Raw genomic sequence first — 15,770 nt, forward strand, 5'->3', positions numbered from 1 at the left:
TATTTATGTAAATCCGCTTTGTGATTTTATACACTAAAGCTCATACATGACCCCTCCTTTTTTTGAATTGAATAATTATATAATAATTAATTTTTTACCCTCCATTTTACATTTCACACCAACGGTTTCCAATACGCTGATCGCCTCGGTCAGACTTAATGATCGTGGAATTTTACCCACATAGGTTTCCGCAAACTCGGTTCGCCGGTAGATTACCTCGACACCGTACCAACGAGCGAACTGCTTTAATACGCTTTGAATGTCCGAATCATGAAAACTGAAGTAGCCGTTTTTCCATGAAACGATCTCGGAGGCATCGACACTTCTTATTTTTATTTTCGACATATGATGGCTAACCTTGGCTTGTTGATTAGGTTTTAATATAGCTACTGCATCTGTATGCATTTGCTTCACCTTAACAGAACCTTTAACAAGCGTGGTGCGCGCCCATTTTTCGTCGCGGTAAGCATCAACATTAAATTCAGTACCCAATACGTATACTTCTTGCTGCCTCGTTTCGACAATAAAAGGAACGGCCTTTCCTTCGGCAGGATCCACTGCAAAATAAGCTTCACCGTCTAGTTTAACACGCCGCTGACCCCATGAATGGAGTGAAAAACGAATTTCAGATGCCGCGTTTAACCACACCACACTACCGTCTGCCAATACCAATTTATAGTCTTTACCCACCGGTGTTTTAATAATGGTACTATATGCTTGCCCATCTCGTGCAGAAACTTTGCGATCACTAACACAGCGGATAACATTTTCCTCTGACTTATGTATAGTTACCCCTTCCACATTTAGCGACGTGCCGACAGGCACATCGTCTAGGTTAACAACATCTCCATTGGATAAACGCAGCATCGTTTTATCATCGCTCCAAGCTCTTTCTTTTTTGGGGTTCGAACCTTCCTTTTTAACCAATTCCTTCCTTTGTGTATCAGGCCTATCAAGGTAAATTAAAGCTCCAATTACCGTAAGGCTAATGATAGACGCAGCGACATACATCCACCGCTTATTTAAGCTTCTCGGACCAACCTTGTTATCACTTAGGGAAGTTAAGTGCTTAATTTTGTCGAACAACTGTTTCCGATAGGCTTCTTCATTACCGGCAAATTTTGATTGAATAATAAGCTCCTCATCCTGCCCCTCATTATACCAGGCGGCGAACTCTTTTTTTTCTTCCTCACTGATCGTGTTACTTAACCACTTCGCAGCTAGTTCCTGATATCGTGCGCTATATTTCATTGTAAATAATTGGTCTTTATAAGGATGTCCTTTGTGGAAAGCAAATCCCTTACTTCGATTTAAAAAAAAATTAAAAATATTTTCGTACTGCTGAAATGAGCAGTATTGGTTATAGAAGGGTAAATATAAAATGGCTTAGTTTTGCCCGCAGAACGCGTATTGCTTTGCCCATATGAGCTTCCACAGTCTTCTCACTAATCTTTAATTCTTCCGCAATTTGTTTTTGAGAATAACCATGATCTCGACTTAATTTGAAGACAAGCCTACATTTCTCGGGTAAATCGCGCACATAAAGGTTTAATTGGCTAAACAATTCATTAAATTGCAGCCACTCTTGCGTTGAGTTATCAACAAAACTACTGGATACCAAGCTATTGATGTAATGCTGTTTGTTAAAGTATTTATCCAACATTTTGATGACGCGATATTTAACCGATACTGCTAAATAATTGCTCAGTGAAGTATGAATTTCCAATTCCTGTCGCCGATTCCAAAGATTCACAAAAATATCCTGTACGATTTCTTCCGCGTCTTCAAATCGTTCTATTTTATTGCTGGCGACGGTTAGAAGTTTTTTCCAATAACGATTATACACTTCAGTAAAAGCTTCTTGGTCATTGTTCGTTAAACGCGTTACCAAATCTATATCTGAAAGGTTTTTATAAATCGGCTTCATTATTGGTTAACTCGGTAGATAGCAAAACTAATAAAAACAGTAAGACCGCTATCCTGTACCGTCCTGATTTAAGCGTCTGCAAAACATTTATTTAAAGCGACTAAAGGCTGTAAGCTATAAGCTTTAGGCAGCATCTGCCTACTGACAAGTCGGTGAGTTTATGATCTATCGGTTTATTCATTGTTCATTTTGATAGAGTAAAAATTCAAATGTAAACCTGCCTGCGGTAGGCAGGAAGTAAAAAAACCTATTTTCCCACCGTTGATCATTTATCACTCATTGTTCATCACTTATAACTCATCACTACCTAACTACTTACCTACCTAAGTCATTCCAGTGATAGCCGTACTAGATACGTACTAAAGAAAAGCAATGGAACAGGGATGGAAATAAAAGGGATAGCGGAGGACAGGTGGATGTAACGTGGATATAACGTGGACTTGAGGTAGACCTGAGGTGGATTTCTAGATTGTAATTTTAAAGGGAAAAGACGGTTTTTGATTGGTTGATTCGGTGTTGGAGATTCTTTACAAAGATACGGAAATTTTTGCTATTGCATTAGAGAAGAAAAGCTAGGGTGTTGTATATAAAGGAACGTTTTTTTTAGTCACTTTTTTCCGCAAAAAGTAACCAAAAACTCATCGCTTGGAACTTTGCTACAAGCGGTAGTGCATCAACGTGCAAACCGCAAATTTCCTAGGCGATATTTCAGTAGAACGGAGAGATTTTGCCAAGCAGTGTAATACTTTGTAAACGATTTAAGATCTGCAAACTATGGCACGTTTGGTTAAGAGCACATGCTATTCGCTTTCGACAATGCCGCCTCCAAAATTTACGTCATGCAGTGGGAGGCACTAACATTCCTGTAAATTTTGCAGCGGCGAGTTTCTTTGACTACTTTCTTTGCGGAAAAGAAAGTAGTTGGCGATGTCGCTGCCATTAAGCGACAAAATTAATCCTTTCTTTTCCTTATATATCAAATTCATGACTACCGGCAGCCAACGTTCTTTTCTCTCCAGACGGTAGCGTCAATGTTCCATCGCTATTAGGGGGAATCGTCAGCCAAAGCTTTATATGTTTTCCTTTCCTTTCCCAGCGTGTTGTAATTTTACCCTGAGGTCCTATATGCGAAGCTTCAAAATTTTCCAGTCCCTCGACAAAATGGGGTTCGATAAGAACATGTTTAAAGCCCGGCTTTTCAGGGTCTGGTTTAATGCCACCTAATCCTTTATATAACCATGCCCCAATTTCACCGAACATAATATGGTTAAGCGAGATGTCGTGCGCCGATTGGATATTCCAGTTTTCATAAAGCGTAGTTGCACCATTTTTTATCCACCATCCCCACGAGGGATAATCTTCCTGAGCCGCAATTTTGTAAGCTATGTCAGCATAACCATTTTCGCTTAAAGCATTTAGGATGGCTTTGGTTCCTAAAAGCCCGACATCCAAATGATAGTTATCTGTTGCAACACGCTCTGCAAGATTCTTTGCCACCTTTGCACGTAAATCATCAGGCACTATACCCCAAAAGAGCGGCATACTTAGTTCAGTTTGAACGCCCTGTCCGTAAATTCCCGTTTCCTTATTTAAATATTTTGCGTTAATAGCGTCCTTTATCTTTCCCACCAATTGCTCATAATGTATGGCATCTTCTTCTTTTCCGAACAACTTGGCCGCTTTGGCTAAAATCATTGCATCCACATAGTAGTAGATTGAAGATGATAGTTCCACAGGGGATTTCGATTTTACCGGCACCCAGTCGCCCAGACCCCAAGTGGTAAGTCCACTAGGATATAGAGCATCGATATGATCGACATAACGTTTAATGGCAGAATAGGAGTCTTTCAACAGTTTATTATCACCATAAAACAAGTAAACATTCCAGGGAATTAGGGCAATCGTGCTCGTCCAATCCGGACCATTGCCCCATTCATAGCCCCAGCCGCCTGTTGGAATAATGGAAGGCAAAACGCCGTTAGCTTGCTGCTCATCGCGGTGATCGGCCAACCATTTTTCATAAATTGTGATGGCATCAAAGCTATACAAGCCTGTCTCAATTGCGATGTGCGCATCACCCGTCCATCCATTTTTTTCTCGTTGTGGACAGTCGGTTGGATAGCCAAATAAATTTGATAGGTACGAACGATTGGTAGCCTCCCAGATTTTATTGATAACGGGATTAGAGGCATGAATAGTACCAACCTGAGGCACATCACTATGCATAAAATAAGCCGTTAAACTTTCTTCTTTCAGGATTATCGGACGGCTGGCCGTTACTTCCACGTATTGAAACCCTTTATAATTAAAGGCAGGCATGAAATGATCATGCTTTCCACTAAGGATAACTATGTCGGTCTGAAAAGGATCTCTATGATCCGTAGGCCGGTAATGTTGATCAATATTGGAAATATCAACATGTCCGTTTTCATAAAGTCGCTCCCCATGCTTTAGGCGAACGACGGTCCCTTCCTCCCCTTGAATATGTAGTTCCGTAACGCCTGAAATATTTTTGCCAAAATCAAAGACATACGTCGTATCATTCAATTTTTTAAAATCCTTAACCTTCAACTGCTTCACATTTCGAATAGGATGCATCGTCTGCGATACCACTTGCTGTGAGGGTGCAGCACGGTAAAAAACTTCTTTCCAAGTACTATCATTGAAATCAGCCTTGCTCCACCCCTCTTGCTTTAGGCGTGCATCATAATGCTCTGCTGTATAAATACTGTTGAACACCAAAGGACCGGTACTGGTTTTCCAAGTTTTATCACTGACAATTGTTTCAACTGAACCATCCTCATAAGTAATTCGCAAGTCCAAGCAAAAGGTCGGTCGTGCCCTCCATGGCGCTTTATCAAAAAACCAAACAGCCGTTGATTGATGGTTATACCAGCCATTTCCCAGCAAGACGCCGATCGCATTCCTATCCTGCTGGATTTGCTCCGTTACATCGTAGCTAACGTACAAATTCCGTCGATCGAAGCGTGTGTACGCCGGGTCCAATCGATGGTTCCCAATTCGTTTGCCATTTAAATACAATTCATACAACCCGGCAGCTGCAACATAAGCACGCGCAGATTTTATCGGCTTTGATGGAGTAAACGTTTTTCGAAAGTAAGGTGCGGGTTTTACATGTATGTCCTGACCATCGGAAATCCAGCTCCCTTTCCAATTAGCCGTCTGCATGATGCCTGTTTCGAATGAGCTAACAGGACTTTCTAATACATTACCTTGGCGATCCCAGGCTCTCACTTTCCAAAAATATTTCGTAAAGGCTTTCAGTGCTGACCCATCATAATGTGCGAGTGTTTGATCGCTGACAATCTTCCCCTTTTGATATAAGTTCCCCTCACCTCGCTGCGTTGCAACGGAATCGCTATTGACATATATTTCATAAGCCGATTGTTTGAAACCTTGCTTTGCAGTTTCAAATCTCCACGTAAATCGGGGATGCTCCTGATCGATACCTAGAGGCGACGGAAGATGTTCAACCTGCAAGTGAACGAGTCTAACCTCTTGTGCAGCTAAATTTCCATAAGCGAATAAAACGAGTAGAATGGCAAAAAAACGGACACCTATAACGGTAAAGGATTTACGGGAATGCATGATTTTATTATAAATTTGTTGTTTTTGATTTTTAAAGATTAGGTTTTGGGACGTCCGCATTTGGCGGGAGTTCTATAATTTTGAAATTGCGAAAGTGAATTTCAGCACCTTCCGATTCGAGACAGAGATAGCCTTTTTTAGACGATGCATTGCGCACGCCATTTACAAAACGACCGTTAACAGAAAGTTTCACCGTTCCGTCTACACATATCACATCATAGGTGTTCCATTCTCCCTTTCCTTTACATCGGTTTTCTATGGATTTACTTCGCTCACCTCGCGGGTTATCCGGTATTGTTGTCGTTCCACCGGCACCGAAAAGCTCACCATGCACATAGGCTATCGGCGGTTTTCGTCCGTCCTGCAGGTGTTGATTGACCCAATCAAGCTCCAACATTTGGACTTCAACCCCGGCTGGAAGACGAGTTTTTGCATCCGGCTTGGCATCACTCCATATAAAGACACCCGAGTTTCCTCCCGCCTCCATATGGCGCCACTCGACGTGCAGTATAAAATTTTCGTATATTTTTTCAGAACGCATGACGCCGATCGGCTTTCCTGTACATTTCAAAAGCTCGCCATCCACCCGCCAAGTACCTGGGTCCGTGTTGACATTAAGCCATCTTAGGCTATGTTCCCCTCCTGCTTCCTTATTTATTATATTTTCCAAAGCAACAGCGTGGCCAAAGCTTATACTTTCCGATTGCGCATAAACTCGCAAATGATTCGAGCTGAGCACCAAAAGCAGCGGAAGCACAAATTTATATATCTTCATCGTTAAAATCATTTCAGCGAGCGCCCGATTAGACAAACTTCGTTTTTCCCGGTACGGCTATTCCCGGTCCTTCCCATTTTAGATCCCACGCATATTCCTCGATGGCCGGCCCTAAACGGTGCTCCGATTGAATTGCTTGCTCCCAGGTGATCGTTTGTCCGCTATAAGCCACCATGCGACCCCAAATAGCCAGCATGGTACTATTGGCCATCCACTCGCCGTCATTGATGGGTGTACCCTTGCGTATGGCGGCGAACAACTCATCGTGCTGGGTTTGGTACATGTTATTCTTTTTATCGCGGTACTTCCAATTGTTTTTCCCTATAATTTCAACCGGACCGCCTATATTAACGACAGCCCGGCCGTCGCTTCCCAAGACCTCAACGCTATTTCTGTTGGACGTACCGGCCTGTTGTCTGGTAAAGTGAAAACCACGTGCACCATTTTCATACTCAAATTCAATGGCAAAATGGTCATAAATATTTCCGTAGATCTCGTCGGTACGTACCTGACGACCACCCGTACCGGTTGCTTTTACAGGCATCTTGTCACCCATTGCCCACGACATCATATCCAAACTATGAACGGCCTGTTCTACAATAAAATCACCGGAAAGCCAGTTATAATAATACCAGTTTCGCAATTGATAAGTCATTTCAGACCAATCCGGTTGTCGGGGAATCGACCATAACTCGCCTCCATTCCTAAAAGTTGACACCGTGTTTACCGAACCGATCTCGCCATCAAGCACTTTACCGAATACCGCTCTATTCGCCCAATCGTAACGAAAGCAAAAGCCGGAGACGAGGCATAAACGCTGCTCTTTTGCCTGCCTCACGGCATCAAGCACTTTACGCACACCAGGCGCATCAACAGCCACGGGCTTTTCGCAGAAAATATGCTTCCCTGCTTTTACTGCTGCGGCTAAATGATCAGGCCTAAATCCGGGAGGTGTAGCCAACAATACGACATCCACATCGGCCTCCAATACCCTTTGATAAGCGTCGAACCCGATGAAACGGTGCTTCTTGTCCACCTTCACTCGTTTCTCATCTATTTGCGACAACGCGTTGAGCGCCTGTTCCAGACGATCTTCGAAGATATCGCCCATGGCAGTAATATGCACCTGGGGATCTGCCTGTAAAGCTTGAGCTGCAGCGCCTGTCCCCCTACCGCCACAACCGATCAATCCTACCTTCAACACAGACTCCTTCACCTGCCAAGCAGCGAATGAAGGTTGACGGTAAGCCAAAGTACCCGCTGCCACTAGCAAGCTTGATTTTCTCAAAAATGTTCTTCTATCCGTTTTTTGCGGTTTAAACTGGCTATACTTCATCATAATACGGTTTGTTTAGTTCACTAAAGTATAAAAAATAACCGCGTAAAAAAATCAGCATTGTTGAAACACAACGATTCCATGGAAGCGTATACGTTTTAGCAAATAAAGGTTAAAACAAGAAGCGCAGCAACCTGTACCGTCCTGTAAAAAGACTAAGGGTCTCCACGAAAGAAACCCTTAATATACCTGAAAATAATAAATTAACGCTTAATAAGATGATTAATCTTACAAAATGATATGTTCAAGTTTCACATGAAACAGTTTAGTAACATTCGATATACACCGGACCCGCTAAGCCGGCAGGACTTGTTTTCCAGTTTGACGCGTCGAAAGGTTCATAGTCGATGTTGACGAATTGACTTCCATTATACTCCCGCCATTTCATTTTCCGTCGATCCATATAGCGGGTTCGATTGGCCATTAAATTCGCTACTTCGATTTCAATGGTGTTTTTCCCTGGACGAACAAGATTTCCAAGTCTTAATTTATAAGGAAGGCTCCAAATCAATCCAGCATCTTTTCCATTAATTTTTATACGAGCACTTTCAAATAAGTTGTCCAACTTTAAAACATATTCCTTTGCGGAGCCTGCTGGTAATTCAAAAGTAGACATGTAAACGGCTTTTCCGGCAAAATTATTTGCTGCGCTATCTTGTAGATCTGTCCACCGCATCAGGCGATCCAGATTTCGTGCTTTTGGAATCGTTGGCCCCCCATCCTTAAAGGTTAATCGCCATTTTCCTTCTATAGCGATAGACGCAGTGGGTTTTTCGAGGTATTGCCAATCTACCAGTTCTTGGTGCTCTTTATGTAAGCCTGCCAAAATCCAAGATTCACCGGGGTCCAACTGTACCCTCACTTTCAGTTGGTTATTTTTAGACATGATTGCTGCTCTTCCGGTTTTTTCCGAAAGGGGATCCAAAATATACCAAGAAGCACCTGCTCCATTAAATGTTACATATTCGTCCACCCGTTTTCCGGTTAAATTGACCAGGTAATAATAGTGACCTGTTCCAACTTTCCGCCGAACAAATCGCAGTCCTGTCTTCACCAAGGCTTCCCCGGGCAAACTTACTTCCTGGAGACCGTCACGCAAGATTTCTTTCACTAAAATTTTACCTTTACCAACCTTCGGTTGCCTCGACATCTTCTTTATATTTTCCAAGACCTGAGCAAGTTTCATTCTACGCCTTTCCAGATCGTGAGCACCGGGAACATCCTTCGGCAAGGATTGAAAAATAAGCGTAGCGCCATTTTCCGCCAAGTGAATAAGTCTTTCTAAGGTTTCTACGGGCATTTTATCGGTTTTCGGTATCAATAAAGCACGATAAGGTAAGGACTCCTTACCTGTCACCCAATTTCCATCTTGAACCTGCAGCTTTTCAAGCAAATGATCGGATACAAAATCGAAAGAATAGCCTTCTTCCTGTAATTGCAAAGCCTGCTTATAGAATTCAGTAGGATGTAACCATTCATCGATATCGTGAACCTTCAAGGCCCTTAAAGCTCCCTTTGGCTGATGCCATATATCATAGATCGGCCAATAAATCAGTAATTCATTGTCCGCTTTTCCCGATTGGAGGATCGACTGTACACGGGTAATATATCGGTTCATCCCGTCCAAATGGCTCCATAAGCTATTAGCCGGCACAAAATTCACGGACGCATAAAAGAGCCATCCCGGCCAAGGCACCTCTCGCGGAGAATAAGTCGTACCGTGGTAAAACACATGATTAATCCCGGCCAAAAACACTTGGTCCACTTCCGGTTTACATTGCGCCCAGGACGTTTTAAAGTGTTCCGTCAGCCAGGTGAAGGTTTCACTCGACACCAGATTCTTACCGGTTACATGCGCAGCGGAAGAAGCGAATTTTAACATCATTGGATCGGGATCCACATTACGTATATCGGCGCTATCACGACGCAGCCCCGGTATCGGAAAATAACTCGAACCAAAGGTTTCTGCCTCCGGTATATCCACCGCCGCATATAAATCCAAGAGATTACCTGGCGAACCGTGCGCTTGGTTTTTTGTAATACCATGCTGTTCATGCGCCCAATGAGTCCAATGCCTGGTAAAATTATCTAAAAGCATCTCTGCCACCGTTTCGCGATAATCAGATTTGATACGCGCGACCTGCTCGGTTGAATCCCGACTTAGCAAATCGCGTACATAATACCGTAGATCGTAACCTCGGTTAGCTCGGAAGGTTTTAAACAGTGCTTCCGTCCAGTCTGCTCCATACACCTCATAGCTATCGTTATAGAAAGCCCTTATTCCAATACGCTCTTTACCTAATGCCTGTGTGTACGGTTGAAGATAGCGATCCAGTGCCCCTTTCGAAAAGTGATCGAGCGTTAAACCTTCACCACCTGGTGCGGCACGTTTAACCTGCTGCTTAGTTTTACCTAGGAATAAAGCATATAATTCCCACGTGCCCTTATCGGCCATCCAATGGAGTGTACCGGAGCTATCCACTTTATCCGTCAATAAAAGCGTTTTATTATCGGGACCATATGCGGTTAAAGAGATTAAGGGAGCGTTGGGTTGTTTCGGATCTGAAGACCTAATCTTTTTTTGCAACGGTTGTTCCCCTTGTAATTTATACGTGCCTACTATTAGCTTGGTAGCCGCATCGGCTGTATCAACTTGCGGTCCGCCAAAAGGCCAACCGGTACCATTAGTTAAATCGACCCCCATCCCCAGGCTATCGGCCGTTTGCAAGGTAAACCGTAAGCGCTTCATCCACTCGTCCGAAAGGTGTTCTATGTATTGATCTTCATAACCTTTTGCTCCATATATGGGTGCAATTTCTACCCCGCCAAAACCGCGTTGTTGATATTCCTGAAGGAGGCTACGTAAGTTTGCACTATCTACCGCATTTCCCATCCACCACCAGCGCGTCCAAGGTTTCATCTCTTTAGTAACTTCCGGCCAAAGGGTATCGGGTTCGCGCTGGCATCCTGCTGTTAGCGCGAGACTTATAATGAATATGTATTGAAGTTTTTTTAACATCTTTATTAGTGAACAAGGGAACCTGTTAGTTGGGAACCTGTTAGTTGGGAACTGGTCATACTCCTTGCTCCCTATTAACTACTCCCTATTAACTACTGTCTACTCCAAATGAAACACCATTTTCAAAGGTTTACTCACGGGCGAGTTATCTGCATTTGTTTCCATAATATCCGCCATATAGGCCCACCATTTTTTTACCAATGGGTGATCTCCCAGATCCTGCGAAGAACTGCCATTTTGCCTTTGTACCGCAAACAAGGTATTCGTTTCTTCGTCCAAAAAAATAGAATAGTCGGCTACGCCTGTTTCTTTTAGCAGTGCGCTTATTTCCGGCCATATTTCATCATGCCTTTTTTTGTATTCCTCTTGGAATCCCGGCATTAATTTCATTTTAAAAGCGATTTTCATTTTGAGGTATTAGCTTATAGCTATTAGCAGTTAACACATCGCTAATGCCTTATGTCTAAAGGCTATTAGCTAATTTATACACTTCCGTTCCGGCCAGTAGAAAACAACCCAAGCCGTAATCCTCGAAGTCGGGTTTGCTGGTATAGGTAACCGGTTGGCCGTCCTTCGGCTCTTTTCCGGTGCCTTGTACATAACCCAAGAAACCATTCTTATGTAAGGATTCCTTTGACAACGCTTTCCAAGCCTTGGTTACGATCGGCAAGTATACCTTTTTATCCACCAAGCCTTTATTGATCGCCCAAGCCATTCCGTAGGTAAATAGCGCTGTTCCCGTCGCTTCCTTCCCTCCAAAGTGCGTAGGATCGTGTAAACTTACATTCCAAAAGCCGTCTTTCCGTTGCAGAGGAGCCAATGCCGCTAGCATATTGGTCAAATCCGTTAAATATTCCTGATAATGCGCGTCACTTTTTGGCAATTCGTCTAAGACCCGCACCAAAGCCGCTATTACCCAGCCATTACCACGTGCCCAGTAGCAATCTTCACCATTTGGTTCTTTGTAAGGCGGAACAAAATCCTTATCGCGCCACCACAGTTTATCTTCGGGATTGTATAAACCATTTCCGCCCTCTTTGTATTTAGTATACGCATACAGTGCGTACATTTTATCAAAATATTTCGGTTCATTATAGGTTACTCCCAACTTTACGAATATAGGCATAGCCATTTGTATGGCGTCGATCCAATCCCAATCATTTACCTGATCGCTATTGACCATCGCATCGATGTTATCTTTAATCGCTTTGATCTGAATAGCATGCTTATCTAAGCGATACAAGTCGATATACGTTTGACCGCAGCATTGGTTATCCGCATTGCGCGTAAACAAATCACGTGCAGGTGCCCATTGGTGTTTTTCTCCCCATTGCGTAGCGTAGTTGTGGTAACGCTTATCAGCATCAATTGTATACAATGCCATCAAGCCTTCGTAATACACCGCCCTGGTCCAGATATTCGCCGGGCGCTCTTTATTCGTAATGATTGTTTTCCCCGCGTCGGGCCATTTCTCCATAAAATAGTTATTAGCCAGCCGAAGCTGCTGTAATATTTCGTCTTTCTTTGGCAATTTTTGCCCATAACCAGGTAAGCCAATCACTAACAAGCAGCATAGTGTTGTTAGCGTTTTCCGTAAGTTTCTATTGCGTATTTTATTCATCGTTATTAGTTATTAGCAATTAGGTATTAGCTGACAGCTTTCAGCGATCAGCTATCCCAAATCAGCTTATTTTCGTTTAATAAATTTTTTCAAACCCATTTTAGGGACTTTCCTTATCGCTTCTACAAGCAGCGCTGCATTCTTCTTTGCACCTTCCGAATCAGTGTGCGTATGGTCGTCGGGGAAATAGGCTCTCACCTGTTCCCGTCCTATTTGATCATAATAATCAGCAACCAAATCGTGCAGTGGAATAAATGTCGCCCCTTCGCGAGCGGCTACTTCTTTTGCCCATTTCGGATATCCATCCGTGTCACGCGCTATCTTATTTTCTTCCCATCTATCACGAGGAATAGGCGAACATACGATCACTCGAGCCCCCTTTGCTTTCGCTTCGCGAATAAATTTAGACAAATACCAACCGTATGTATAAACAACTTCTTGCTGCTTTGTAATGGGATTATATATCTCCTTTTGTTCCTCACCTATGCCTTTCAATGTTCCACGTGCTCTGGCTGTATCGTCCAAGGGGCTACCGTCGTTATGCCCAAACTGCATCATAAGATAGTCGCCGGTTTGGATTCGGTTTAACACGTTATCCCATAAGCCTTTGGTTATATAAGTACGTGTACTCGCTCCTCCCAAAGCATGATTTTCGATGGAAAGACGCGTGGTGTCAAAATAAGAAGACAGTAGGCTCCCCCAGCCCCACTGACCATTGCTGCCATCACCTTTACCATTTTTGACGGTAGAATCGCCAATAATATATAAGGTTGGCTTTCTGTCAACCGGCTTCATTGCCAACAGTAGGAGCAACAGTATACTGACGAATGGTTTAATTTTTGATGAATGCATCGATTTATTTGGTTTAATATAATATCTTTTAAATATGGTGCAAAGGTTTGCTCTCGCCTGCCCAATGGCAGAAAAAAAATTGTTGGTTAAGCTATTGTTACTTTCTTCCGCAGAAAGTAACCAAAGACTCATCGCTTGGAACTTTGCTTCATCGGTAGTGCCTCCACGTGCTAACCGCAAATTTCCTAGGCGATACTTTAGTAGAACGGAGGGCCTTTACTTTTTACCAATCTATTAAATATTAATCTATGGTTTAATATATGAATCGTATGGCTATATCACTTTTTATGCTACTATAATACATCAAATCAAGCAGGCCGGCAACCTGTAGCGTCCTGTTAGTGTCTTCCGAAGACCACGAATTAGCTTGAACCGAGTGGAACGAGCAAATGATGAAAAACATAACCAAAACCGAAGAGTGAGCTAAGGCATTTTTTTAAATCCTTCCGCTTTCACCTGCCACGAACCGTCTTTTGGAAATCCCGGAAGCTCGCCCTCGCTTCCATCCCATCCACCGGCCATCATGGCTACCGCTGCTAATACGCCTCCATTTCCCGGGAGATAAATACGTAATCTCCCATCTTGGTAGTTATGACCATTCCTAAGATATGTATTTGTTTGTATATCCATAAAGAGTGCATCAAGTGCTTTTTCGGGCAGGCCCAGGCGTGCCGCATTCATGGCAGTCATCGGGAAATCCCAGCCCCAAGTATCGGCCCACGACCAGGTCTTCCAAACCGTATCCAAGGTACTTTTCATCACGTTCTTATCTAGTTTGGGTGATTCAGGAACCATGCCTAAAGCGCCCAGCACGGCAGGATGATCCGTCCGCCATTTTGGGTTGGTATAAGAATCTGTTGCGCTCTCAGTTGCTAAGTAAACACCTCCTTGAACCGGCAGTGCTGCCAACTTCTGAATCACCTCATCCCATTTTTCATTGGGTTCCATGCCTGCCCGTTTGCGCCATTGTTGTGCAATGCGCAAGGCCCAATCCCAATAGGCAACCTCATAGGTTGGATTGAAAGTTTCAGCCGCTTTAAAAACCTCTTGTGCCGGAATTACGCCTTTACCTAAATTATAACGGTCTTTTACTTTATCGTAAGTCGGAAATGACGCCATAAAGTCGGCCGTTTCAAAAACCAGGTCTTTATATTTATCAATGACTTTGGGGTCTTCCTTATCCCGATAGGCCAGTTCCGCCAAATAAATAAAATGCGGCTGTTGCCAAATAAGAAACGCGGCCACGGAAGAAGGACTTTCATTGCCTTCGTTGTCTGACATTTTTTGCCATCTGGCACCCTCATATCCCTGACGTTTGGCGATTGCTCTTGCCTTCTCCACCGTATTAGCATAATAGCCGAGGCTTTTTTCCATCAGGTCTACACGACCCCAAAGTGCAAAATGCACAGCATGCCACCAGTGCATCTCCGTATGTGGTTTACCGAACCAACTGTTGAATGTCAGACCCGTCTCTTGCGGTGGATAATGTCCCGCACACTGTACCTTCGTTAAGTACTGCGACAACACCACGCGTCGCTCAAGTTCTTTCGCCCGTGGATCTTTACTCCCGGCAAAATCAATAGCTGCCCCCCGGTTCCAGAAGTCGGCCCAAGCTTTTGTGCTGCTAGCCAAAGTCTCATCGTATAAAGACAGCTTTCCCTCCATTTTTTTTTGCGAAAAGGCAGCACTGAACTCCAACAGATCCGTGTTTCTTCCCGGTTGAAAAACAAAATAATGATCTTCTTTACCTTTGTTGAGCTTACCTTCGGTAAAAGCAAGGCTAGTTTCATACCGCGTTCCCTGGAGCTGATGACTAATATTGGCAAAATGTGTATCGCTTACTTCGATTTTAGTTTGGTGCAGCTCGGGGCGCTCCCAAAAGGTTCCCTCATCCAAAAACTCCGCTGTTGGGTAAGGATAGCGTATATAGATTGCCAAGCGCCCCGTCTTAATTAAAGGTGATTGCACTTTAACTGCCAGCTGATCCTGCTCTTGATGGCCAGCGGTATATACCTCAACCGGCTCGCCTTCCACTTGGAATGAACTATGAATTTCACCTGTCCATAAATTTAGTTCCTGGTGAATATGCGTTAAATCTTTTGCTTCTGCGCGTTGACCATTTTTTTTGTACAATTCAAAACCAATATTTCCCAATTGAAGTCGATGCGCATTCTCACGAAACCAATCAGTGGCTTCTTTATTTCGTTGAGGTTCCTTCCATTGTACACTATATTTGGCATCTCTTCCTTCGTTGTTAAAGTCGTAGCTCTTCAATGTTTCTTCAAAGCGGAAGTTTTTTTCGTTTTTAAAGCTATCCCACGCCCATTCCGATTGCGTTCCCAAGGCCACTCCCTTTTCGTACAATAACGGAAAAGTCTGCAAGCCTGTCACATCAACTGTAAATGCAAATTCTCCATTACCCACGGTTAAAGAGCTCAATGAATCAATAGACTCATTAACAACATTATGCCGGGTTACTACGGCTTTTCGATCAATAGAATCGTTCTTCTTCGTTTGCTTTTGATTACAGGAGAGTATTCCAATCAAACAGTAAGTTAATATCGATAAATAATGTCTTTTCTTGTATATCATATTTGTTATTGGTTATTTGTTACTAGTTATTCGTACTGA

Annotated in this window: 10 protein-coding genes; all 10 read right to left on the bottom strand. The window is 43.2% G+C overall.

Features of this window, described 5'->3' with window-relative positions; translation table 11 throughout:
• Nucleotides 1-75 precede the first annotated feature (75 nt).
• The 10 genes from ACH11B_RS02375 to ACH11B_RS02420 all read right to left on the bottom strand — a co-directional run bounded on the left by ACH11B_RS02375 (nucleotide 76) and on the right by ACH11B_RS02420 (nucleotide 15,731).
• Nucleotides 76-1,251 carry a FecR family protein gene (locus ACH11B_RS02375; RefSeq protein WP_377612985.1) on the bottom strand — a complete coding sequence of 392 codons (1,176 nt, stop codon included), beginning with the start codon at nucleotides 1,249-1,251 and terminating at the stop codon, nucleotides 76-78.
• 109 nt (nucleotides 1,252-1,360) lie between these two features.
• Nucleotides 1,361-1,927, bottom strand: a complete 567-nt coding sequence (locus tag ACH11B_RS02380) for an RNA polymerase sigma-70 factor (protein WP_377612987.1) — start codon at nucleotides 1,925-1,927, stop codon at nucleotides 1,361-1,363.
• A gap of 969 nt (nucleotides 1,928-2,896) precedes the next feature.
• Entirely contained in the window at nucleotides 2,897-5,536 is a 2,640-nt protein-coding gene (locus tag ACH11B_RS02385) for a family 78 glycoside hydrolase catalytic domain (RefSeq protein ID WP_377612989.1), read from the bottom strand.
• 31 nt (nucleotides 5,537-5,567) lie between these two features.
• Nucleotides 5,568-6,311: a DUF1080 domain-containing protein gene (locus ACH11B_RS02390; RefSeq protein WP_013663775.1), complete on the bottom strand. Its 744-nt coding sequence runs from the start codon at nucleotides 6,309-6,311 to the stop codon at nucleotides 5,568-5,570.
• Nucleotides 6,312-6,339: 28 nt separating this feature from the next.
• Nucleotides 6,340-7,650: a Gfo/Idh/MocA family protein gene (locus ACH11B_RS02395; RefSeq protein ID WP_377612993.1), complete on the bottom strand. Its 1,311-nt coding sequence runs from the start codon at nucleotides 7,648-7,650 to the stop codon at nucleotides 6,340-6,342.
• Nucleotides 7,651-7,912: 262 nt separating this feature from the next.
• The gene (locus ACH11B_RS02400) at nucleotides 7,913-10,666 is read right to left on the bottom strand and encodes a glycosyl hydrolase (protein ID WP_377612995.1); all 2,754 of its coding nucleotides are present in this window, start codon (nucleotides 10,664-10,666) and stop codon (nucleotides 7,913-7,915) included.
• Between the two features lie 99 nt (nucleotides 10,667-10,765).
• Nucleotides 10,766-11,074 carry an L-rhamnose mutarotase gene (gene rhaM / locus ACH11B_RS02405; RefSeq protein ID WP_013663778.1) on the bottom strand — a complete coding sequence of 103 codons (309 nt, stop codon included), beginning with the start codon at nucleotides 11,072-11,074 and terminating at the stop codon, nucleotides 10,766-10,768.
• A 55-nt stretch (nucleotides 11,075-11,129) separates the two neighbouring features.
• The gene (locus ACH11B_RS02410; RefSeq protein WP_377612997.1) at nucleotides 11,130-12,287 is read right to left on the bottom strand and encodes a glycoside hydrolase family 88 protein; all 1,158 of its coding nucleotides are present in this window, start codon (nucleotides 12,285-12,287) and stop codon (nucleotides 11,130-11,132) included.
• 66 nt (nucleotides 12,288-12,353) lie between these two features.
• Nucleotides 12,354-13,271 carry a rhamnogalacturonan acetylesterase gene (locus tag ACH11B_RS02415; protein ID WP_377612999.1) on the bottom strand — a complete coding sequence of 306 codons (918 nt, stop codon included), beginning with the start codon at nucleotides 13,269-13,271 and terminating at the stop codon, nucleotides 12,354-12,356.
• Between the two features lie 291 nt (nucleotides 13,272-13,562).
• The gene (locus tag ACH11B_RS02420) at nucleotides 13,563-15,731 is read right to left on the bottom strand and encodes a hypothetical protein (RefSeq protein ID WP_377613001.1); all 2,169 of its coding nucleotides are present in this window, start codon (nucleotides 15,729-15,731) and stop codon (nucleotides 13,563-13,565) included.
• Between the last annotated feature and the right edge of the window lie 39 nt (nucleotides 15,732-15,770).

Origin of the sequence: Olivibacter sp. EAT-5 (assembly GCF_044784325.1) — a bacterium.
GTDB lineage: Bacteria > Bacteroidota > Bacteroidia > Sphingobacteriales > Sphingobacteriaceae > Olivibacter > Olivibacter oleidegradans.

What these genes read in the sequence shown, in the direction of transcription:
- rhaM (WP_013663778.1), bottom strand. Translation starts at nt 11,074, where the DNA reads ATGAAAATCGCTTTTAAAATGAAATTAATGCCGGGATTCCAAGAGGAA.
- ACH11B_RS02400 (WP_377612995.1), bottom strand. Translation starts at nt 10,666, where the DNA reads ATGTTAAAAAAACTTCAATACATATTCATTATAAGTCTCGCGCTAACA.
- ACH11B_RS02390 (WP_013663775.1), bottom strand. Translation starts at nt 6,311, where the DNA reads ATGAAGATATATAAATTTGTGCTTCCGCTGCTTTTGGTGCTCAGCTCG.
- ACH11B_RS02375 (WP_377612985.1), bottom strand. Translation starts at nt 1,251, where the DNA reads ATGAAATATAGCGCACGATATCAGGAACTAGCTGCGAAGTGGTTAAGT.
- ACH11B_RS02415 (WP_377612999.1), bottom strand. Translation starts at nt 13,271, where the DNA reads ATGAGTCTTTGGTTACTTTCTGCGGAAGAAAGTAACAATAGCTTAACC.
- ACH11B_RS02395 (WP_377612993.1), bottom strand. Translation starts at nt 7,650, where the DNA reads ATGATGAAGTATAGCCAGTTTAAACCGCAAAAAACGGATAGAAGAACA.
- ACH11B_RS02410 (WP_377612997.1), bottom strand. Translation starts at nt 12,287, where the DNA reads ATGAATAAAATACGCAATAGAAACTTACGGAAAACGCTAACAACACTA.
- ACH11B_RS02385 (WP_377612989.1), bottom strand. Translation starts at nt 5,536, where the DNA reads ATGCATTCCCGTAAATCCTTTACCGTTATAGGTGTCCGTTTTTTTGCC.
- ACH11B_RS02420 (WP_377613001.1), bottom strand. Translation starts at nt 15,731, where the DNA reads ATGATATACAAGAAAAGACATTATTTATCGATATTAACTTACTGTTTG.
- ACH11B_RS02380 (WP_377612987.1), bottom strand. Translation starts at nt 1,927, where the DNA reads ATGAAGCCGATTTATAAAAACCTTTCAGATATAGATTTGGTAACGCGT.